Source organism: Negadavirga shengliensis, assembly GCF_042652345.1.
Taxonomy (GTDB): Bacteria; Bacteroidota; Bacteroidia; order Cytophagales; family Cyclobacteriaceae; genus Negadavirga; species Negadavirga shengliensis.
The window spans coordinates 1-23222 of sequence record NZ_JBHSJJ010000015.1; the positions used below are offsets into that span (position 1 = coordinate 1).

The following is a 23222-nucleotide window of genomic DNA, read 5'->3' on the forward strand; positions in this document are numbered from 1 at the left end:
GGACTGATTCTGTCAAAATCAATTTCACCGACTTCGTCGCAATGGAAAATAAACAGCGAAGTGCCAAAAATAACCCTATTCATTCACTGTCAAGCTTGTTCTATACAAGAAATTAGCCAAACTTAAGTGGGTGTAGATTGAATCTACACCCCAAATATCATTAGAAACCCACACGGAGGCATTTGTAATGCCGGTTCTCTCCCGTTCCGATAAGACGGGCACAACACGCTATCTGTTCCTGTGGCCATGAAACAGTCAGGGACCAAAGCTGACCAAGAACATTCCTTTTCTCAATGTTACTCTTTTTTGCTGCGGGTCAAAAAAGATAAGCAACCCCCCTGCCGGCAGGAAACCCCACCCCTACACCGTGGCGCACAGTGTGCATCTTTTGCGCTAAAATTTAAACAGCAACAAAACCCGCATATCAAACGCAATATATTGTAGTCAGGGGGGGAAACTCCTGGACATTATCGGTTTTGATTTTCTTATTATTTCATTACTTTTGATCCATCAAAATCTCAATAAAATATTGACATACACCTCAATTCCTTCTCTGGATTTGAGTATTTGTAAATGACTCTTGGCTAAAGGGTCTACTTCTTTTTTGTCAAATTTTATATGAGAAATAATGAAAACCAATAAAACAGCCGTTATAGGCGGCACAGGGAAATCCGGAAAATATCTTCTTAATCGACTCATTGAAAATCAATATAAGCTCAAAATCTTAGTCAGAAATCCCCAAGACCTGACAGTCGATCATTCATTTGTTGAGATCGTTAAAGGCGATGCAAGGGACTATGAATCTATTTTATTATTAGTTTCAGGTTGTGACGCTGTGATTAGTACGTTGGGACAGCCTAAAGGGGAGCCTTGCGTATTCAGTCAGGCAACTAAAAATGTTGTCAGAGCAATGCTGAAATGCGGTATTGATCGCTATATCGTCACAACAGGATTGAGTGTAAATACCTCATTTGATCAAAAGGATCCAAAAGTTCGATTTGCTACGGATTGGATGTATGACCATTATCCTGAGACTACCCGGGACAAGCAAGTTGAATATGATTATCTTTCTAAAAGTAAAATCGAGTGGACGTCAGTTCGCTTGCCTTTGATTGTTCAAACGGAAGAGAAATTTCCGATTGAGGTGAATCTGGGGAATTGTCCGGGCGAAAAGATCAGTTCTACTGATTTGGCGGATTTCTTAATCGTTCAGTTGTCGGATAAAACTTATATTAGAAAGAGTCCTTTTCTTTCTAATATTTGAATAAACTGGAGCGAGTCGGTTTGGCTCGCTCTTTTTTGGGGGCACTCTTCTGGGTTTAGATTGTATCCAAAAAACGGTCCTCACCCTACCTTATTCAATCGATCAAAATTCAGGCAAATCAGGAATCTGATTCAAAAGCCGGTTACCCCCATCCTCCTGCTTATGCAATTCAAAAGCATCATATAAAATACCATTGACTGTGTATGCCTTATATTTCAATGTGGTGTCATTTATTTCGATCAGCTGATAGGTTTGGGTCTGGGAGGCCTTCCGCTCCATCCAAGGGTAATCCCCGGCATCATACATTTTTATCCCTGCCATTGAAACCACATATACTGTACCTTCGTCCTCTGACACCACTTCTTTCATCGGTCCGTCCTGACCGGGTCCGATCATGCCCCTGCCATAGGCGTGGTCATGGCCCTGAAGCACCATATCTACTTTGTACTTGTCTATGATCGGCTTGAAATGTTTTCTCAGGTCATCATTGTCCCTGTTTTCCTTGGTGGAATAAAAGGGGTGATGGATGGTCACGATGGTCCATTTCCTGGGGTCATGCTGTAGCAAAGAGTCCAGCCATTCCTTTTGCTTTTGCTTGAGATAGGGGGATTCTTCTATTTGTTCGGCATTCAGGGATATGACCTTCAAATCCGGAAAATTCACCTGATAACATGTTTCCTCCAAACCTTCCGGACCATTCATTGGCAGGTTGAACTGGGGTCTCCATTGGGGTGAGAGCTGCCCGTCTCTGCCGTATTCATGGTTTCCGGGTGTCATCACACTGGGTACGGTGGCATGGATATGATCGCCCGCGTAAAACCATTCCCCCCATTCAAAATCATTGTTATGCCGGTTGATCAAATCCCCTGCATGAAGGATAAAATCAATGTTGGAGTCGGATTTGTGCGCCTGTCTGATCAGTCTGGACCAGTGGTCCCTGATGCCGTTTTGCGCATCCCCCAGGTAAAGGACTTTAACGCCCTTGCTTGCGGGATCCGGTGTTTCAAACTGGTACCATTCACTCCAGTATTCTCCCGAGCCCACCCGGTATACGTACCTTTGGCCGGCCTCCAGCCCATCCAGGGTTGCTGCGTGGTAATACGCTTCTACGGTAGGATTTTCGTCGTGCTCTACGGATAAAAATTCACTGACGGCATCTTTTGTCCTTACATTTTCCATAAAAGAAGTATTATGGGTAGCCAGTGCCCATTGCACCTGACCTTCGGAGACACGGGCGGACGTTCTCCAATTCACGCCTATTTTTTCCAATGGGTTTTCGTCCAGATTAAGGATGATTCTGTCCGGCAGTTTGGAAGGCAGATAGGGGAGAAATTCTTCGGCGACCTGGGAAGGCCCTGCTATTTCCTGAGCCATAAGGACCTCCATATAGGTATGAAGCAAAAGCACAAAGCCTAAAAAAAACATTCTTTTTTTACCCATAACTGATATCATTCTGAGAAATTTTTGATTTACAATCGGTAAACATCACCCTAAAATATGGCCTAAGGTTACGGCGATAGACAGGCCGCTTTATCCTTAATACTGAAAGTTTGCCTATGTGGCTATTTGCCGGAGCCGTTAATCCTATTGTACCTGAGTTCGATCATAATTAACTTTTGATACGTCATTGCGAACCCTTTTTAGGAAGTGGGCGGGTTGGAAAAGGGTGTGGCAATCCCTTAATAGGAGACTGCCGCGGCTTCATTCCCTCAAATCCACCCCTGAGCCTCGCATTGACGGTTTATATAATCGAACTGAGGTTATTTGAAGCAAGTTTGGGAGGGAGAAAAAGATTCGGCCCGGTTTTCTTTAAGGTATAAAAAATAAAATTCAGGTTGATTTTTTGGGGATACAGAAGTAGTGTTTGATATGGACTTTGATTTAGGTCAATGAAAAAACCCCGGCCTTTTTCCGGACCGGGGCTTAAAAAATGTTGACAAAAACTACTGTTACCAAGGTTTACCCGTCCCTTGCATGATCCAGGGCTTGGCCCATTGGTTGTTTTGTCCCCTGTTCGCACCTACGGTAACCTCTAATCTGTCAATGGCCTTCGCCACCTGCTGCGCGTTAAAGTTGATCTCGTTGTTGCCATAAGTAAACCTCACGGCAATCTGTGGTTCGGGAGCCGCCTCCCCAATTTGGAGTGAGGGAAATCCTGTTCTCCTCCAGTCAAACCAGGATTCCGTGGTTGTGGTCCAGCTTGCGATCCACTTTTGTTCAATGATTCTTTCCAGGGAGCCATCATAAGCCACGTTTGGATTTTGGATATAACTGTTATAGCTATCTCCTACTCCCCATGTCTGTAGGGAAAACCTCACCGCATTGTTATAGTGGGTTTCGGCATTGCCCACGGACCAACCTCTCTGGGCAGCTTCTGCAAGGATGAAGTGCACCTCTGCAGCAGACATGATCCTGGCCTTCAGGATACCTCCGCTTCTTCCCCTGTAATGGTCGGAAAGCTGAGAGACGTGCTGGTTCTCAAGCTGCTGCCCGCCTGTAGGATTTAGATTGTGGTCGCTGGGTCCCTGAAGCATGGGTGGCAGACCAACATATTCCCGTGTATCCAATTGCCTTCCCAACAAGTCGGGATTATAATGACGGGTATAGGTATTCCCCTCCGCTATCTTTTGAAGGTAAACCATGTCCTGATAAGATACCACTCCATTCAAAACCTGGCCGTTTTCCCTGATATAGGGATCAAAAGCCACAGGAAGACTGGTATCCTCCACCCATCGGCAATGCACCGGACGGAACCAAACAGACACCCTGGGATCGTCGTATTCCAGCATCCTATCCAAAAGTGTGTTGCAGGGCTTGATCCGCCTGAAGTTGGATCCCGCGTCAAAATCGGTGGCCGATGGCCAGGAGTCTCCGGCAGACGCGCCGATATAATCCATAACCACGTCCTCGTCCGCTCCCATCAGGTACACACCTGAGTTGTAAACCTGCTCAATACCCTGTCTGGCCATCTCCGGCATTTTCTCCGAAATCCTCATGTAATAACGAAGCAAGAGGGAGTTGGTGAACTTGTGCCACATGGTCGCGTTCCCGCCAAAATAAAGATCATACGCTGGAATAACTCCTTCGTTGTTGCCTGTGGCAAAAATCTGGGCAGCAGCCTTGAGATCGTTGATTACACCGGGATATATCACCTCCTGGCCGTCATACTCAGGAAACTCGTTCTCAAGACCGGGTTGATCGCCCCTCAAAGCCATGGTATAAGGCGCATCTCCCCAAAGATCGGTAACCGTACCGAAGATATAGGATTTCATCGTCAGTGCCACTCCTTTATGGAATTCCAAACCGGTTTCTTCTGCTCTTTGGTAAAGAAATTTATTGGTTCTCAAAAGGTTATACCAGCCTGTCCAGTCCCTCAGCCCCCAGTCAAACTGGTTGTGTCCGGTGAACCAGCCGTCTTTTTGCGTATGTTGCATAGCGCCCGCAATATCTCCGTACCCCAAATTAAGGATATCGGTAGCAGCAGGCCGCATCACGGAAGGCATCAGTAGATTGGGATTGGCTTCCGATGGCGACACCCCATTTGGGTTTTCGTTGATTTCGTCCAGGCTATCACAAGCCGAAAAAACCAGGATGGACGAAATAAAAACCGTTTTGAATATATGATTTAATATTTTCATCATGTAAATGTTAGAGTTGATAATACACTAAATCTTACCTGCATCAGAAGGTCATGTTGACCTTGAACCCGAATGGAATGGTCCACGGCATTACGTTCTGAAGTTCGATACCCTGTCTGAACAGGTTGGCTGAATCGCCCTGCCTGCTTGCCGTCACCTGGAAGGCCCTTTCGGGATCAATGCCGATGTTGGCGGCGGTCCAGAGAATGATATTTCTGGTAAACACCGATACGTTAGCATTTCTGATACCGGGAATATTGGGGAGGTCGTAACCTATGGAAAGCTCCCTGAGTTTCAGGAAAGATGCGTCAAAGGTAATCTGCTGGTTCCAACTCCAGGCAAACTGCCTGGAAGCGGGATAGATCACGGTACCCTCACCGCCGAGATGTTCCACATATTCACCTGGGGCCACCTCAATCACGCCGGGAATGAAAACCCCGTCATTACCGGGAGCGTCCGTGGTGTTGGTAGGCAGACCTCCGGTCTCGGGCGTATAACCACCGACCCTGGGGAAGTTGCCGTTTTGGGGGATAATATACCTCTCGGGATCTGATTTCAGTAAGGCTATCAACTCCTCGGTGCCATAAAGCCCTCCGGGTATCAGGTTGTCGATCTGTCTTTGGGATTTCCAATCCGATTCTCCATACCTATACGTGAAGGACTGGAAGTTGCCCCCCATTCTCCAGTCAAAGCTGGCCTGCATACTCCAACGCTTATACCTCAGGTTGGTCTGCATACCCATGATAAAATCAGGATTGAAATTACCCACCTTTACCCGGTCTTCCCTGTCATTTCTGGCGATCCATTTGCCGTTGGCATCCAATATAGGCCACCTGTAGTAAGGTGAATTGGGATCCTCAACATAGGCAAAGCCCCTGCTGTACAAATCCCCGATGTCCTGACCTACAAAAGTCTGGGCACCGCCGTTGTTATCGTCCCATAGAGTAATGAAGTCCATGCCCTCGGTAAGACTTTCCAGACGGGTGCGCATCCTGGTAAAATTCATGTTGATGTCCAACATCAAGCCATCCGCCCTCCTGATGGGAGTCCCTCCCAATGCAAGTTCCCAACCCCGGCTGGATATCATACCCGCATTGATCTGCTTGGCGCTGAAACCGGAAGAAGCAGGGGTCGGAATGCTCAGGATCTGGTTTCTGTTTCTTTGGTAAAAATAGGTACCTTCAAACCTCAACCGGTCATTGAAGAAGTTCAGGTCAAGACCGTATTCCTGTGAGGTATTGATCTCAGGTCTAAGGTCCGGGTTAAGCAGGGTTCCTGGATAGGTATTTGAAATCAGATTACCCCAACTCTGCATGCCCAAAACCGGCTCCAACGCATAGGGATTGGTGTCGTTACCCACCTGGGCCACACCTGCGCGTACCTTCAGCATGGAGATTTCCTGTGGCAGATCGAATGTATAATTGGCCAGCCAGCTCAATGAAGCTGAGGGGTAGAAATAGGATCTGTTATGTGCTGGCAACGTGCTTGACCAGTCGTTCCGGGCCGTCATGTCCAGGTAAATCTGGTCTTTGAAACCTATGGATGCCAAACCGAAAACACTGTAGATGGCCTTTCTGGATTCAAAATTGGAATAGTTAAGTCCGGTATTGGGGATGTTGCTGATCCTGTACAAGCCGGGCACAATCAGCCCCACTCCGGGAGCACTTCCCATGTAATTGTCCCGGAAGTTTTGGCTCATGATGTTGCCGCCACCCGACACGCTGAAGTTGAAATCGTTTACCGCCTTGCTGTAAGTGGTCAGGAATTCGATGTTGGATTCGTCTCTGGCAATATCCTGCAGGTGGTAGGCTCCTCTTCTTTCTCTGGTATAAGACCAAGGAATTTTAGTTTCCCTGTTTTCCATATAGATATCATGGGTCAAACGAAGATGGGAATTCAGGTTTTCATTTAACTTATAATCAAACTTGATATTCCCAAACGCCCTGTCTCTCACATAGGCATTTGTCATCCCGTAAGCGATGAAGTAAGGGTTGTCATGGTTAAGAGATACCGAACGTTGCTGGATTTCCTCTTGACCAGGCTCCCAGTAGTTTTCCAAATCCTTGATATTTACATGTGACCAGTTATAAACTGCTTCCAAAGGGTTTGCCCCCCTGTTACCTGTAGAAGGCCTGTCGTTGGAATTGGATTTCGACAGGTTGATGTCCGTACTTACCGACAGCTTATCATTCAATTGAAAAGTGGACGACAGACTGAGGTTGTTTCTGAAAAGATCCGAATTGGGGATCATGCCGTTGTGGGACATGTTGGTGTAGGAAAGCCTGTAAGTGGCTCTTTCTGAGGATCCGGAAATTGAAAGTGTGTTGGTGGATGTCACTCCCGTTTCAATAAAGTTCCTCATATTGTTTGGATATGACCTCAACTCTGTAGGTATTCTATTCCCGTTGGCGTCCACTGGACTGTTCCACTGCACGGCCGTATTGCCAACGTCCAACTCGGGACCAGCCCAGTAAGCGGAAAGTTCATCCAACTGCGCCACCCTGTTGCCCGTAGCGTAGCGGTAATGGAAATTCAAGTACTTTACGGGGCGCTCAAAGACGTTACTGGAAGAGAAGTTTACGGTCATCCTTTCGCCCTTCTTCCCTTTCTTGGTCGTGATCAGGATCACTCCGTTGCCCGCTCTGGCACCGTAGAGCGCTGCCGCACTCGGCCCTTTCAACACCGTCATGTCTTCGATATCGTCTGGGTTCAGGTCAGAAATAGGGTTGCCGTAGTCAACCTCATTCCTGTCCCCCATCCGACTGATGTTATTCAGCGTGTTGGATACCGGAACCCCATCTATCACGAAAAGAGGCTGGTTGTCACTGCTTAGTGAGGTAGCGCCGCGGATCACCACAGAGGTCGAAGAACCCACGCCGCTCATCTGGTTAATGGTAACACCGGCCACACGGCCAGCCAACGCATTGATCGCGTTTTCCTGCGTGACGTTACGGATATCATCACCTTTGACCTCACCTACGGAGTATCCCAAGGAACGCTTTTCCCGTTCGATACCCAAGGCGGTGACCACCACTTCCGACATGGCGGCAATACTCTCCTGGAGGGAGATATTGATATTGGTTTGGTTACCGACCCGAACCTCCTGAGACTCGAACCCCACGTAGGAAAACACCAGTATGGAATTTTCTCCCGCTACCTCTATTGTGAAGGCTCCGTCTATGTCGGTTACCGTGCCGTTATTCGTCCCCTTTTCCAGGACTGTCACTCCAGGGAGGCCCAGATCGTCACCTTGAGAAGTAACCCTTCCCCTAACGGTAACCGCAAAGACTTCCTCAAAAAATTCCACACCCCCGTTTAAAGAGGGTAGTTCCCTTATGGCGGGATCCAAAGCGCCATTGGCCATTGCCAGTACAGGACCTGAGCAATAGATGCCAACCGACAAAAGCGGAACCATCCACTTTAACATTTTTTTAGTACGGCTTTTTTTCATAAGACATCAGTTGATTTTTATTTTGTTAATTTGACTTTTTACCTACTATCGGAAAGAAATCCTTCCAAACCATTTCTCCCTTGCGGGGTTGCTGTTCCGCTGTGATGATGGAGAATCTTGAACATGCCCAAGTTTTTGTAATATTCCCCACTGCTACAGATCAATTATCATTTTGAAGCTTATCCTGTACAGGTTCTTTTAAACCAGATTCCTGCCTGTGTTTTTTCATAACCTTATCGAAATAAACTTTCATGCTCGTTTCCAGATAAATGGCCATTTCAGTGTCCTCCAAACCGCTCAGAAGTTCCTCAAACTCCAGTCTCGAAATCTTATTTTTAATAAGCTTTTGAAGTAGTGTGTCTGATCTTTTCTTTTTCATGCTATTGCCCTCCGAAGCTATATACCTACAGCTATCATATTCAGGCTATTATTTTTTAAATCAGAACAAAAAAAATTTTTATTCTATATAGGATACTCATATAAAATAAAATTTTGAATAAGTTATTGGTTTAGTTGAAAAAGCTAATTATTTGTTCGAATATTTATATGATAAAATATGAGTATTATTAATGATTATTTTTATATGACTTTTTTTTGTCATAATTGTATTATGCTGACCTGTAAAGAAATTATAGAGATTGTTTCTAATGATAAGCGTTCTTTTATCTGATGTTTAAATCTTAAGAACGTCTCATTTTCGAGCGGATATTCTCATAAAAAGGGCTCTTCAGATAATAGGAAAACCTATCTTCTGAAGAGCCTCTCTCGTAAAAGTTATAATTATTTAATTTCTACCAAGGTTTGCCGGTACCTTGGATGATCCATGGTTTGGCCCATTGGTTGTTGGGGCCTCTATTGGCACCGATGGTAACTTCAAGCCTTTCTATGGCCTTTGCCACCTGCTGGGCGTTAAAGTTGATCTCATTGTTGCCATAAGTGAATCTCACGGCTATCTGTGATTCAGGAGCAGCCTCTCCCACATTCATCTCCGGAAATCCTGTTCTTCTCCAATCAAACCAGGATTCGGTGGCGGTGGTCCAGCTGGCGATCCATTTCTGTTCGATGATTCTTTCAAGGGACCCATCATAGGCTACCTGGGGATTTTGAATATAAGTATCAAAATCATCCCCTACTCCCCATGTTTGCAGGGAATATCTTACCGCGTTGTTGTAATGGGTTTCCGCATCACCGACGGACCATCCCCGCTGGGCGGCCTCTGCAAGGATGAAGTGTACCTCTGACGCCGACATGATCCTGGCCTTCAGAAAGCCGCCGCTTCTTCCTCTATAATGGTCAGAAAGCTGGGAAACGTGCTGGTTCTCCAGCTGCTGGCCACCGGTGGGGTTAAGGTTGTGGTCACTGGGCCCCTGCAGCATGGGAGGCAATCCTACATACTCCCTGGTATCCAGTTGTCTGCCCAGCAGATCGGGATTGTAATGACGGGTATAGGTGTTCCCTTCCGCAATCCTATCCAGATATTGAATATCTTGAAACGAAACAACGCCATTGAGGATCTGGCCATTTTCTCTTATATAGGGATCCACTGCAACGGGAAGGCTGGTGTCCTCCACCCATCGGCAGTGCACGGGACGGAACCATACCCCCACCCGCGGGTCGTCATAATCCAAAAGCCTGTCCAGAAGCGTGTTGCACGGCTTGATCCTGCGGAAATTTGAACCTGCGTCAAAATCGGTCGCCGAAGGCCAGGAATCGCCCGCCGAGGCGCCTATGTAATCTATCGCCACATCCTCATCGGCACCCATCAGATAAACCCCCGAGTTGTATACCTCTTCGATTCCCTGTCTGGCCATCTCCGGCATCTTCTCCGAAATCCTCATGTAATAACGAAGCAAAAGGGAGTTGGTGAACTTGTGCCACATGGTCGCGTTGCCACCGAAATACAGGTCATATTCTGGAATAACCCCTTCATTGTTGCCCGTGGCAAAGATCTGGGCAGCGGCCTTCAGGTCATTGATGACGCCTGGGTATATTACTTCCTGGCTGTCGTACTCGGGAAATTCGTTTTCAAGTCCCGCCTGATCACCCTTGAGTGCCATGGTATAAGGCGCGTCCCCCCAAAGGTCCGTGACCGTTCCGAAGATAAAAGACTTCATCGTCAGGGAAACTCCTTTATGAAACTCAAGCCCGGTCTCTTCGGCACGTTGGTAAAGGAATCTGTTTGTCCGCAAAAGGTCGTACCAGCCGGTCCAATCCCGTAAACCCCAATCAGATTGATTGTGTCCGGTAAACCAACCGTCTTTCTGCGTATGCTGTACCGTTCCCGCCATATCGCCGTAGCCCAAATTCAGGATGTTTGTCGCTGCCGGACGCATCACTGAAGGCATCAGTAAGTTTGGGTTGGCATCGGACGGTGATACCCCATTCGGGTTTTCATTGATCTCATCCAAGGTGTCACAGGCCGTAAACACCATCATGGAAAGGAGGAAAACCGATTTGAATATGTGAATTGATGTTTTCATCTGTTTATATTTTGTTTTTCAATGGTCAGATGGAATCCCGCATGTGTGATAATCATGCCTCTGTGTGACGATCTCGTCATGCTCGGTTTCATCTTTTTGAAATTTTTGGCTTTTCATTTGGACTGCCGACAGTACTTTAAAAGGTCATGTTCACCCGAAATCCGACTGGGGCCGTCCATGGCATCACGTTCTGAAGCTCGATACCCTGTCTGAACAGGTTGGCAGAGTCGCCCTGTCTGCTGGCCGTCACCTGGAAGGCCCTTTCCGGATCAATGCCGATATTGGCGGCAGTCCAGAGAATAATATTTCTCGTGAACACGGCCACGTTCGCATTTCTGATACCCGGAATATTGGGAAGGTCATAGCCAATGGAAAGTTCCCTGAGTTTCAGAAAAGACGCGTCAAAGGTAATCTGCTGCGCCCAGCTCCAGGCAAACTGTCTGGAAGCGGGATAGATCACCGTGCCCTCTCCGCCGAGATGCTCAACATATTCGCCCGGGGCCACCTCGATCACACCGGGAATAAATACGCCGTCATTACCTGGGGCATCGGTGGTGTTGGTGGGGAGACCACCCGTTTCGGGCGTATAGCCACCCACCCTGGGGAAATTACCGTTCTGGGGGATGATGTATCTTTCGGGATCGGACTTAAGTAGGGCTATCAGTTCTTCCTCGCCGTATAGCCCCCCGGGTATCAGGTTGTCGATCTGCCGCTGGGATTTCCAGTTGGACTCCCCGTACCGGTAAGTGTAAGACTGGAAGTTGCCGCCCATCCTCCAATCAAAGCTTGCTTGCAAGGTCCATCTTTTATACCTGAGATTTGCCTGCATACCCATGATGAAATCAGGATTGAAGTTGCCGACGGGAACCCTGTCCTCTCTATCGTTTCTGGCTATCCATTTCCCGTTTTCATCCAAAATGGGCCATCTGTAATAGGGGGAATTGGGGTCATTCACATAGGCAAAGCCTCTGCTGTATAAGGTGCCAATGTCGTCTCCAACAAAGGTCTGGGCACCGCCGTTGTTGTCATCCCAAAGGGTGATGAAGTCCATGCCTTCGGTAAGACTTTCCAGGCGGGTACGCATCCTGGTGAAGTTCATGTTGATATCCAGCATCAGCCCGTCAGGCCTTTGGATAGGCGTGCCACCCAGCATCACTTCCCCACCCCTGCTGGATATCATCCCGGCGTTGATCTGCTTGGCGGAGAAGCCGGAGGAATGCGGCGTGGGTATACTTAGGATCTGGTTCCTGTTTCGCTGATAGAAATACGTCCCTTCAAACCTCAAACGGTCATTGAAAAAATTCAAATCCAGGCCGTATTCCTGGGAAGTATTGATCTCAGGTTTCAGGTCAGGATTCAACAAAGTGCCCGGATAGGTGGTAGAGATCAGGTTCCCCCAGTTTTGGGTTCCCAGGACAGGGTCCAGCGCATACGGATTGGTATCGTTACCCACCTGGGCCACACCTGCCCTCACTTTCAGCATGGAGATTTCCTGAGGCAGATCAAAGGTATAGTTCGCCATCCAACTCAGGGAGGCCGATGGATAAAAGTAGGACCTGTTGTGCGCCGGTAGTGTACTGGACCAGTCGTTCCTTGCCGTCACGTCCAGATACAGCTGATCCTTGAACCCTATGGAGGCCAGGCCGAACACACTGTAAATGGCTTTTCTCGATTCAAAATTGGAGTAATTCAGGCCGGTATTGACGATGTTGCTGATCCTGTACAGACCCGGGACGATCAGTCCGACACCGGGGGCGCTGCCCATATAATTGTCTCTGAAGTTCTGGTTCATGATGTTACCCCCGGCAGATATCGACAGATTAAAATCGTTTACCGACTTGTTATAAGTGGTCAGAAATTCAATATTGGACTCATCCCTGGCAATGTCCTGCAAATGGTATGCACCTTGCCTTTCCCTGGTATATGACCAGGGGATTTTGGTCTCCCTGTTTTCCATATAGGTATCATGGGTAAGCCTCAGGTGGGAATTGAAGTTTTCATTGAACTTGTAGTCAAACTTGATGTTTCCGAAGGCCCTGTCCCTGACAAATCCGTTATTGATGCCGTAGGCGATGAAGTAGGGATTATCATGATTCAGGGAGACAGACCGCTGCTGGATTTCCTCCTGGCCCGGCTCCCAGTAGTTTTTCATGTCCCTGATATCCACATGCGACCAGTTGTATACATCCTCAACCGGGTTGGCACCCCTGTTGCCTGTGGAAGGCCTGTCAGTGGAGTTGGATTTGGACAGATTGATGTCGGTACTTACCGACAGCTTATCGTTCAACTGAAAAGTAGACGAAAGACTGAGGTTGTTTCTGAAAAGATCAGAATTGGGAATCATCCCGTTATGCGACATATTGGTATAGGACAGCCGGTAGGTTGCCCTCTCTGAAGAGCCCGAAATGGCAAGGGAATTCGTGGAGGTAACCCCCGTCTCCAGGAAATTTCTCATGTTGTCGGGATAGGATCTCAGTTCCATAGGTACCCGGTTGCCGTTCTCGTCTACAGGGCTGTTCCACTGTACCGCCATGTTGCCTACATCCAGCTGCGGACCGGACCAGTATGAAGAAAGCTCGTCCAACTGGGCCACCCTGTTGCCGGTGGCATAGCGGTAATGAAAATCCAAGTACCTGACTGGTCTTTCAAAGACGTTGCTGGAAGAAAAATTGACCGTCATCCGCTCACCCTTTCTGCCTTTTTTGGTGGTGATCAGGATCACCCCGTTACCGGCTCTGGCCCCGTAGAGGGCCGCGGCACTGGGACCTTTTAGCACGGTCATGTCCTCAATGTCGTCCGGGTTGAGGTCCGATATCGGGTTGCCGTAATCCACTTCGTTCCGGTCCCCCATCCTGCTGATGTTGTTCAACGTGTTGGACACCGGCACGCCGTCAATCACGAAAAGCGGCTGATTGTCACTGCTCAGCGAAGTGGCTCCGCGGATCACAATGGAGGTGGAAGACCCCACGCCACTCATTTGGTTGATGGTCACGCCCGCGACCCTGCCGGCCAGTGCGTTGATCGCATTTTCCTGGGTCACGTTACGGATATCATCACCCCTGACTTCGCCCACGGAATAGCCCAGTGAGCGTTTCTCCCTTTCTATGCCCAAGGCTGTAACCACTACCTCCGACATCGCGGCCAGGCTCTCCTGAAGGGAAACTTCTATGTTGGTACGGTTTCCTATCCGGACTTCCTGAGACTCAAAGCCAACATAGGAGAATACCAATACGGAATTCTCCCCGGCCACCTCTATGGCGAACGCCCCGTCTATATCCGTAACGGTTCCGTTGTTGGTTCCTTTTTCAAGAACGGTCACACCTGGAAGGCCGGCGCCGTCTCCTTCCGACGTAACCCTTCCCCTAACATTAACTGCTACCGATTCGGAGAAAGCCTCTCCCACTTCGGGGTGGTGAACCAATCCGGTTCCCAACTCCCCTAAGGGACCCGATGCATTACTCGCCGATGCTACTATGCTCAAATAGCAAAAGGCCGTCAGCGGAATACCCCACTTGAATTTTCTTGTAAATTTTACTTTCATTTTTCAGACGATGTTTAAATGATGGATTGAGGATAAACCGGAAATATTTTCCAGGCAATAATTACCATATCCCCTTGAAACATTTGGCACTTTTCTTTTCATAGTTTTACCTATTTTTAGTTTCTATTATATTTTAAAATCAGATGAATAAAAAAAAGTCAATTTCGGAAACCTGATTATTCGCCGCTATCCCTTCTTCCTATGATCTGAAGCATCCAAAGATTTAATTTCCCTGTCCGCCTCATCTTTTTTGCCCCGCTCCTCAGACAAAAGTGAATCAAAATATTTTCTTAAGCTTTTTTCAACAGAATAGGCTTTTTCAGGGTGTTCCAAGCTATTCAAAAACGCTTCGAACTCCGCTCTGGTCACTTTGCCTGAAACCCATTTCTTTATCAAATCATCTGATTGTTTTCCTTTCATACTGTTGCCCTCCGACTTATATACCCGAGGCAGCAAAAATCCGACTATTTACAGGCATTAAAATTTTAGAAAAAAGTGCAATTTTTTTATAATATATCATATAAATAAATGTGTAAAAAATAGATACACTTTATTATTATTTCATTAAAACCTCCTTTCTCTAAAGAAAATTTATTCTGAGATGTAAAAAAATTCAAAATATTATATTAATTAAATCATATTGATATCGAAAAAAACAAATTTGACCAAAAGCTTGAAATGGCCTTTATTTCCGGTTTCCAAGTAATAAACAAAGTCGAACCAGAAAACATCTTTACGCCAAATGATGCAAAATCACGTATTCCTCCTTATCCGTGACAGATTTCACCACCTGAAAGTATATCATTGTTTTTTCATGCTGGTATTTGCCGGTGTGGGATGCAAAAGCGAAACCGGTCATAACAACTCAGGAGACTTGATGTCTACCATGGATCAAGTCGTCACAAGGCTTTACAGTGAGTTTGAAAAAGCCTCATTGGACACCATTGGCCATGACTTCGTTTTAAATTATCTTACCAAAAACGAAAAAGAGGCGTTGGCCACCCAATACTGGAAGATGAAGGTCAACGTTCCGGTGACGGTTTCTCTTATGAGAGACAAAGACCAAAAAAAGATTCCTTTTTGGTTAAAAGATGCGGGGTTTGAGGTGACCGACATGGAGGTTAAAAACACACATTCCACCTACGAAGTCTGGCAAAAAGACTTCGAACCAGGCATCATCGAACTGGGTATCAATGGCTTTGATAAACACCGTCCTGTTTATTTTTTGAGTATCGGCCCGCAGGACGGGAGCCTACCCTTAGAAATAACCCCTGTTTATCCCAAAAAACAGCATTTTGAAACGATGCAGGAGGGAGCATTTACCTATCACGACTGGAGCGAACTGACATTAACAGAGGTACCTGAATTGCTAAAAGGCCAAAGACTATTGACTACCATCCGGGGAAGGGCCAGAGAGGCCCATATAGTGGGCGCATTCAGAACCACGGATTTCCCCTCTTCAGAAAAACCTGACCACTTGCTGCTGACCTGGAGCGATGATCCCGCCCGTTCCATGGACGTGCAATGGAGAACCACAAATACTGTCCCGGATGGGTCGGTCAAATACTGGATACAAGGCACGACGGATACCCTGAGGGCTGCTGCTGACAAAAACCTTATGGAGGACCGGATGCTTCAAAACGACAGGTATATCAACAGGTTTACCGCTCAGCTTCGCGCCCTTCAGCCCGGTACCAAATATGAATACATGGTGGGCAGCGAAAACGGCGGCTGGTCAGCAACACAGCATTTTTCCACCGCTCCCTCCACTGCCAGCCCTTATTCCTTTATATGGTTCGGCGATGTGCACAATTCAGAGATATGGGGAGAATTGATCCAAAAATCGGAGAAAAAACACCCTGACACCGGTTTTTATTTTATTGCGGGCGATTTGGTGAACACCGGGCTTCACAGGGATGACTGGGATAAGCTTTTCCAATATGCGGGCAGCACCATTGCCAGAAAGCCCCTCTTGGCGGTACCGGGAAACCACGACAGCCAGGACGGCTTGGGTGCCTGGATGTATGAGGAGATGCTGAGTCTACCCTCCAACAGCCCCAGCAAAGAAATGGAGGGCAGGACCTACGCCTTCAATTACCAAAACAGCTTGTTCCTGATGATTGATGCCACATTTCCGTTGAAGGACCAGACCGAATGGATAGACCGGCAACTGGCTGAAAGCGATGCCACCTGGAAAATGGCGGTCTTCCATTTTCCCCCTTACAATGCCGTTGCACCCTACCATAACATCATAGCAGAATGGGTGCCTTTATTTGACAAGCACAAGGTGGACATGGTCATGGGTGGCCACTTTCATTATTATATGAGGTCAAAACCCCTGCGGGGAGGCGAAGTGATGCCTTCCTCCAATGACGGGACATTATACCTGATATCCATTGGGACCACGGGCAAGAATAAAGGTCTGGAGAAGGAGCATTATGCGGAGGCACAGTTTGCTGCCGAACACCTTTACCAACATGTGACCGTGGATGGAAAAAGCCTCTCTTACAAAGCCTATGATTTTGATGGGAATGTGGTGGACCAGTTTCGACTGGAGAAATAAACTTTTGATACGTTCTCACGATGAGTTCCCCTACAGCCTGATAGCCTTGGCTGTAGGATTTTTTTATGCAAAAAAAGTAAGGTCCTTTGGCACATCCGCTTTATTCGGCGTATTTTAGATTCCCTAAAAATCAGGAAATCACATGTACATTATTTTTGATACCGAAACCACTGGACTGCCCAGAGACTATGATGCCCCTATTACCGACCTGGACAACTGGCCCCGCCTGGTCCAACTGGCCTGGCAGCTCCATGACGAAAGGGGCAACCTGATTTCGAATGAAAACTTCATTATAAAGCCTGAAGGTTTTACCATTCCTTATAATGCTGAAAAAGTCCATGGCATATCCACTGAAAGGGCCTTAAAAGAGGGGCATGATCTGCAAAAGGTTCTTGAGATATTTGAAAGGGATTTAGCAAAATCCAAATATGTCGTTGGCCACAATATCGGTTTTGACATCAATGTCACCGGCGCGGAATTCCTGCGGAAACAGCTGGATACCCAGCTTCTGGAGAGAACAGAGTTGGATACCAAGGACATCTCTACGGAATATTGCGCCATCCCGGGCGGCAAGGGGGGTAAATTCAAATGGCCCACGCTCACCGAGCTGCACCGGAAGCTTTTCGGAAACGGTTTTGAAGATGCGCACGATGCCGCGTACGATGTGGATGCCACCGCCAAATGTTTTTTTGGCCTGATCAAAGCAGGGGTCTGTCCGTTGGAAGAAGGTGTGACGATAGAAGAGGTAGTGTACCAACCTCCCAAATTGGATGCGGCCAATTTTGCCGATGCCAAAGATGGTCAGAAACTGGCGGCCAAGGAAGTGCTGAAAGCGGCCCACCAAGCAGACATTTCCAATCTTGAAGATGTCCCCTTCTCCCACCTGCATGTGCATACCCAGTTTTCCATTTTACAGGCCACCTCGGAAATACCGGCTTTGGTAAACCGGGCCAAAGAATTGGGGATGCCTGCCATTGCCATGACTGACCACGGAAACATGATGGGGGCATTCAACTTTGTGAAGGAAGCCTTTAATCGAGGCATAAAACCTATTGTCGGTTGTGAGTTCAACATTTGCCGCGACAGAAACAATAAATCCAATAAGGATGATGGTTTTCAGACCGTCCTCTTGGCCAAAAACAAGGCCGGATACCACAACCTCGCCAAGTTGGCTTCCTATGCCAATATTCAAGGTTTTTATTATGTCCCCAGAATAGACAAAGAACTTTTGCTCCAATATAAGGGAGACATCATCGCCACTACGGGAGGCTTGTGGGGTGAAATCCCTTATTTGATCCTCAACGTGGGGGAAACACAGGCAGAAGAAGCCTTTGTGTGGTGGATGGACCAATTTGGGGAGGATTTTTATGTGGAGCTTAACCGCCACGGAATCCCCGAAGAGGAAAAGGTGAATGAGGTACTCCTGGGTTTCGCAAAGAAATACGGAGTCAGCTATTTTGCGGCGAATAACACCTACTATAATGCCAAATCCGATGCAAAGGCCCATGATATCCTCCTTTGTGTGAAAGATGGAGAGCTTGTGGAAAAACCCAAAAAATACATAGGCAAAAGAGGACGGGAATTTAGGTATGGATTTCCTAACGAGGAGTTCTACCTGAAAAGCCCTGAGGAGATGAAAAAGCTGTTTGCGGACCTGCCCGGAGCGATTCATTGCACCCAGGAGATCGTGGATAAAATTGAGCCTTTCAAACTGGCCAGGGAGGTCTTGTTGCCCAAGTTTGATATACCGGAGGAATTCATTGATCCCCAGGATGATGTGGATGGAGGAAAGCGGGGGGAAAATGCCTATTTGCGTCATCTCACTTATGTGGGGGCAGCGGAAAGGTATGGGGAAATCACCTCTGAGATCAAGGAAAGGCTGGATTTTGAACTGGAAACCATCGAGAGGACCGGATATCCGGGTTATTTTTTGATTGTCCAGGATTTTACCCGTGCCGCCAGGGACATGGGGGTTTCCGTAGGTCCCGGCAGGGGGTCGGCTGCCGGATCTGCCGTTGCTTACTGCGTAGGGATAACCAATGTGGACCCGATCGCTTATGATCTCCTGTTTGAGAGGTTTTTGAACCCGGACAGGGTTTCACTGCCCGATATTGACATTGATTTCGATGATGAGGGCAGGCAGAAAGTAATCGATTATGTAATCCGAAAATATGGCGCCAACCAGGTGGCGCAGATCATCACCTACGGTACCATGGCGGCAAAATCAGCCATCAGGGATACGGCAAGGGTGCTTAACCTGCCCCTGTCCGAAGCTGACAAACTGGCCAAACTGGTACCCGACATCAAACTCAAAAACCTGTTTGATCTGGCCGGTGACAAGGCCAAGCTTTCCGCCAAACTTAAAAACAACAGTGAAAACATGGATAAGGCGTTTGAGCTTATCCGTATTTCAAAAGGTCAGGACGATAATTCCAAGACCATTAACCAGGCCAAAGTACTGGAAGGCTCCGTGAGGAATACAGGCATCCACGCCTGCGGCGTCATCATTACCCCCGATGATATTACCAATTTTGTGCCGGTAGCGCTGGCCAAGGACTCGGATATGGTCTGCACCCAATTTGACAACTCCGTGGTGGAGAGTGCCGGCCTGTTGAAAATGGATTTTCTGGGATTAAAGACCCTGACTCTCATTAAGGATGCGGTCAAAATCGTCAAGGAAAGGCATGGAGTAACGCTGGATCCTGAAAAATTCCCCATTGATGACACCAAAACTTATGAGCTATTCCAAAAAGGAGAAACCATAGGCATATTTCAGTACGAATCCCCCGGCATGCAAAAATACATGCGGGAGCTGAAACCCACGGTATTTGCCGATCTGATCGCCATGAATGCCCTGTATAGGCCAGGGCCATTGGAGTATATCCCCAGCTTTATCAAGCGGAAGCATGGAAAAGAGCCGATCAGCTATGATTTGGAGGACATGAAGGAATACCTGGAGGAAACCTACGGCATTACGGTCTACCAGGAACAGGTCATGTTGCTTTCCCAAAAACTGGCAGATTTTACCAAAGGCGAAGCGGACGTCCTGCGTAAAGCCATGGGCAAAAAGCAGAAGGATGTTCTGGACAAGATGAAGCCCAAATTTATCGAACAGGCTGCTACCAAAGGCCATGATAAGAGCAAGTTGGAAAAGATCTGGAAAGACTGGGAGGCTTTTGCTTCTTATGCTTTCAACAAATCCCACTCCACCTGCTACGCCTGGATAGCTTATCAGACCGCTTACCTCAAAGCCCATTATCCTGCGGAGTACATGGCCTCGGTGCTGAGCAACAACATGAACGACATCACCCAAGTGACTTTTTTCATGGAAGAGTGCAAACGCATGGGCATTCAGGTATTGGGGCCGGATGTGAACGAATCAAAGAGCGGCTTTACAGTCAATATGGAGGGCCAGATCCGGTTTGGGTTGGCGGCTATCAAGGGGGCAGGCAATGCCGCCGTACAGGCCATCATAGAAGAAAGGGAAAAATCCGGGGTGTATAAAAACATTTTTGATTTTGTCAAAAGGGTAAACCTGCGCACGGTGAACAAAAAAACGTTGGAGGTACTTGCTATGGCCGGAGGATTTGATTGTTTCCCGGAGCACCACCGGAGACAGTACCTCGAAGCTCCGGAGGAGGATCTTCCTTTACTGGAGAAAGCCGTTAAATATGCCCAGAAAGTCATCCAGGAAGAGGAAAGCTCGCAGGTCTCTCTTTTTGGAGGAAGCAATGGCATGGAAATCCCCCTGCCCACCATACCCAAAATGGAGCCGTTCAGCCAGTTACAGCAACTCAACATCGAAAGGGAAGTAGTGGGGCTGTATATCTCCGGCCACCCTCTGGACCAGTTCAAAATAGAAATAAATGCCTTCACCAATACGGACTTGCCAGAACTCGCCAACCTGGAGACATTGAAAAACAAAGGGGAAATCAAGCTGGCCGGTGCCGTCACTTCCTTTGCTCATAGGACCACCAAAAACGGCAAGCCGTTTGGCACCCTTACCCTGGAGGACTATCATGGGGGGCATACTTTTTTCCTTTTTGGGGATGATTATGTGCGCTTCAAGGAGTATTTTATGACCGGATGGTTTTTGTATATCTCAGGCAGTGTACATCCCAGTAAGTTCAGACCCGGAGAATTCGAATTCAAGATCAACAACATCACCCTGCTCAACGAAATCAGGGCAAAAATGATCAAGGGGCTAAGGGTACATATCGACTTGGATGATCTCACCCTGGACCTGATGGAAAAGCTGGAAGCCATTACGGAAAAGTATAAAGGAGAGGCCAAACTGTACATCAATGTCATCGACAACAAGGAGAACATCACCCTGGACCTGATGTCCAAAAAGTATCACGTAGACCCTTCCAATGATATGATCAAAGCTTTGGAAAGCATACCGGAGATTGCCTATAAGATCATTTGATCCATTAAAAAACATAAGGGTCAGGAACTTATTGGGATCAAATGGAATTAAGTAATATATTTCAATGAAAACAGTTTAATTACAATCCAATGGCAAAAGCAATAGAAATTACAGACGCTAACTTTGATGAAGTGCTGCAATCGGAGCAACCCATACTAGTAGATTTTTGGGCAGAATGGTGCGGCCCCTGTAAGATGATCGGCCCCTTAGTAGAAGAACTGGCCGGTGAATATGAAGGAAAAGCAGTGGTAGGTAAATTGGACGTGGATACCAACCCCGACATCACCTCAAAATTCGGTGTGAGGAGTATCCCTACCCTTTTGATATTTAAAGGAGGACAAGTGGTGGACAAGCAGGTGGGCGCTGTGCCTAAATCCGTGCTGGCCCAGAAACTGGAAGCCCAAATCTAATTCAGATAAACAGGATATATGATAAAAAGCCTTTCACTGAGAGGCTTTTTATTTTTTCACCGGTCGGTAAACATCGTAGACCAAATCGTCTTCATTGTCATACAAAACAGGATCTACCTGTATATGTAGCCCTTCTTTTCCTATAAAAAAATTATGGAATAAATTCCTCCCACGGTCCAACACGATCTTCCCTACTTTATGAAAATCATTGTCCAGAAGGATCACAGCAGCCCTTTGTTTGTACTGAACATCAGGATCTTTTACTTCATCAAGCGTATTGCCTAATAAAGCAAACCGATAATAGAGTCCATTAAACCTGTCATAAATAACCTGATAATATCTGGAATTGGTATAATCGTACTCCACAGATTTTTGCCAATCCTGAACAGCCATGCGATCCGAAGACATGGGTTTGATGTCCTCTATATACTCGCTTGCAGCGGGATGCGGCACAAAATGCTCCTGGTGATCTGTCTCATATAAATGGTGATCTACGGGAAATGAGTAGATGAATCTTTTTGTGTCAGGGTTATAGGTGGAATAACACCTGTCAAATTCACCGTTAGCACTCCAATATCCCCTATTATAGACCTCCGGTCGATACATGCTCCTCCTAACTGTACCATCTGCAAACCCGGCAATCATCACATGGCTGAACTTGGTGTGGTCTTTCAGCGCTCTTCCCGATATCAAAGTATGCATATAGACCTCGTTGTTTTTAAGAACCAATGGCCTATTTACCCCAACATCCAACCCACCGATAAGCGTATCTTGATTCAGTGGATCCGTATAAACTTTCATTTGGTCCAAAATTTCCCCCTTACTGTTTAAAAGAAAAACTTTGTTAAGAATGACGTTGGCAACCAATATACTGTCTCTTGAAATTACCTGAAACCCTTTATAACCACTATAGCCACCTACTCCATTTGGACCTTCGTTTGAAAACTGTGCTTTATCTACAGGCATTCCAGATGCATAGTCAAAAAACACCAAAGCATTTTGCTCTCTACTATACATACAAAATAAATCTGCATCCGGCGCCTGAACATAGGTGACGAAAGTTGAAATTGGCCCTGTAAGTGAGTCTAATACAAAAGTTTTTATTCCTGTATTTTCCAGCACATAAGAAACATGGCCATCAGCTTTATTTTTTCCACCGCCCGTGCAGGATGTGCCCCAAGCTAACGCCGACAAAATAAGACTATACTTAAAAATTTGCATACCTATTTCTCTAAGCAAAACATCCTCCATTCCTGCTAACTGCGACCCTCTGTGGTCAATGAAGGTAAAATTGCGTGGATAACAAACAAGACCAATATAATTCCTTGAAAAAACATTTGCAAACATCTGATCCTTAAACGAATAAAAATCGACCCGAGGAGGGGTTATTAAAGCGGAAAGGACGACTCCAAATCCATGAATGTAATGCCTGGCATAGAGGATTCC

Annotated in this window: 12 protein-coding genes; 4 read left to right on the forward strand and 8 right to left on the reverse strand. The window is 46.9% G+C overall.

What is annotated here, in order from left to right; all coding sequences use genetic code 11:
- The first annotated feature begins 628 nt into the window (after nucleotides 1-628).
- On the forward strand, nucleotides 629-1264 hold the full coding sequence (locus ACFPFU_RS20165) for an NAD(P)-dependent oxidoreductase (RefSeq protein ID WP_377067493.1): 636 nt from the start codon (nucleotides 629-631) through the stop codon (nucleotides 1262-1264).
- 102 nt (nucleotides 1265-1366) lie between these two features.
- On the opposite strand, the gene ACFPFU_RS20170 is transcribed toward ACFPFU_RS20165, so the two are convergent.
- The 7 genes from ACFPFU_RS20170 to ACFPFU_RS20200 form a co-directional block, all read right to left on the reverse strand.
- Nucleotides 1367-2716 (reverse strand): purple acid phosphatase family protein, encoded by a 1350-nt coding sequence (locus tag ACFPFU_RS20170; protein WP_377067495.1) that lies wholly within the window; start codon nucleotides 2714-2716, stop codon nucleotides 1367-1369.
- 497 nt (nucleotides 2717-3213) lie between these two features.
- On the reverse strand, nucleotides 3214-4905 hold the full coding sequence (locus ACFPFU_RS20175; RefSeq protein ID WP_377067496.1) for a SusD/RagB family nutrient-binding outer membrane lipoprotein: 1692 nt from the start codon (nucleotides 4903-4905) through the stop codon (nucleotides 3214-3216).
- Between the two features lie 40 nt (nucleotides 4906-4945).
- Complete coding sequence (locus tag ACFPFU_RS20180) at nucleotides 4946-8329, reverse strand: SusC/RagA family TonB-linked outer membrane protein (protein WP_377067498.1); 3384 nt, start codon at nucleotides 8327-8329, stop codon at nucleotides 4946-4948.
- Nucleotides 8330-8513: 184 nt separating this feature from the next.
- Nucleotides 8514-8732, reverse strand: coding sequence for a hypothetical protein (locus tag ACFPFU_RS20185; RefSeq protein ID WP_377067500.1), 219 nt, complete (start codon nucleotides 8730-8732; stop codon nucleotides 8514-8516).
- A 412-nt stretch (nucleotides 8733-9144) separates the two neighbouring features.
- Nucleotides 9145-10833, reverse strand: a complete 1689-nt coding sequence (locus ACFPFU_RS20190) for a SusD/RagB family nutrient-binding outer membrane lipoprotein (RefSeq protein ID WP_377067502.1) — start codon at nucleotides 10831-10833, stop codon at nucleotides 9145-9147.
- Nucleotides 10834-10969: 136 nt separating this feature from the next.
- A complete protein-coding gene (locus ACFPFU_RS20195; protein ID WP_377067504.1) occupies nucleotides 10970-14374 on the reverse strand; it encodes a SusC/RagA family TonB-linked outer membrane protein in 3405 nt (1134 codons plus the stop codon).
- 186 nt (nucleotides 14375-14560) lie between these two features.
- Nucleotides 14561-14794 carry a hypothetical protein gene (locus ACFPFU_RS20200; protein WP_377067506.1) on the reverse strand — a complete coding sequence of 78 codons (234 nt, stop codon included), beginning with the start codon at nucleotides 14792-14794 and terminating at the stop codon, nucleotides 14561-14563.
- Nucleotides 14795-15116: 322 nt separating this feature from the next.
- Between ACFPFU_RS20200 and ACFPFU_RS20205 the strand changes: the two genes are divergently transcribed.
- From ACFPFU_RS20205 to trxA, 3 genes are all read left to right on the forward strand, one after another.
- Nucleotides 15117-16937, forward strand: coding sequence for a purple acid phosphatase family protein (locus ACFPFU_RS20205; RefSeq protein ID WP_377067508.1), 1821 nt, complete (start codon nucleotides 15117-15119; stop codon nucleotides 16935-16937).
- Nucleotides 16938-17079: 142 nt separating this feature from the next.
- Nucleotides 17080-21366, forward strand: coding sequence for a DNA polymerase III subunit alpha (gene dnaE / locus ACFPFU_RS20210; RefSeq protein WP_377067510.1), 4287 nt, complete (start codon nucleotides 17080-17082; stop codon nucleotides 21364-21366).
- Between the two features lie 89 nt (nucleotides 21367-21455).
- Nucleotides 21456-21776: a thioredoxin gene (trxA, locus tag ACFPFU_RS20215; RefSeq protein WP_377067512.1), complete on the forward strand. Its 321-nt coding sequence runs from the start codon at nucleotides 21456-21458 to the stop codon at nucleotides 21774-21776.
- Nucleotides 21777-21824: 48 nt separating this feature from the next.
- On the opposite strand, the gene ACFPFU_RS20220 is transcribed toward trxA, so the two are convergent.
- The gene (locus ACFPFU_RS20220; protein WP_377067514.1) at nucleotides 21825-23123 is read right to left on the reverse strand and encodes a DUF4221 family protein; all 1299 of its coding nucleotides are present in this window, start codon (nucleotides 23121-23123) and stop codon (nucleotides 21825-21827) included.
- Nucleotides 23124-23222: the final 99 nt, after the last annotated feature.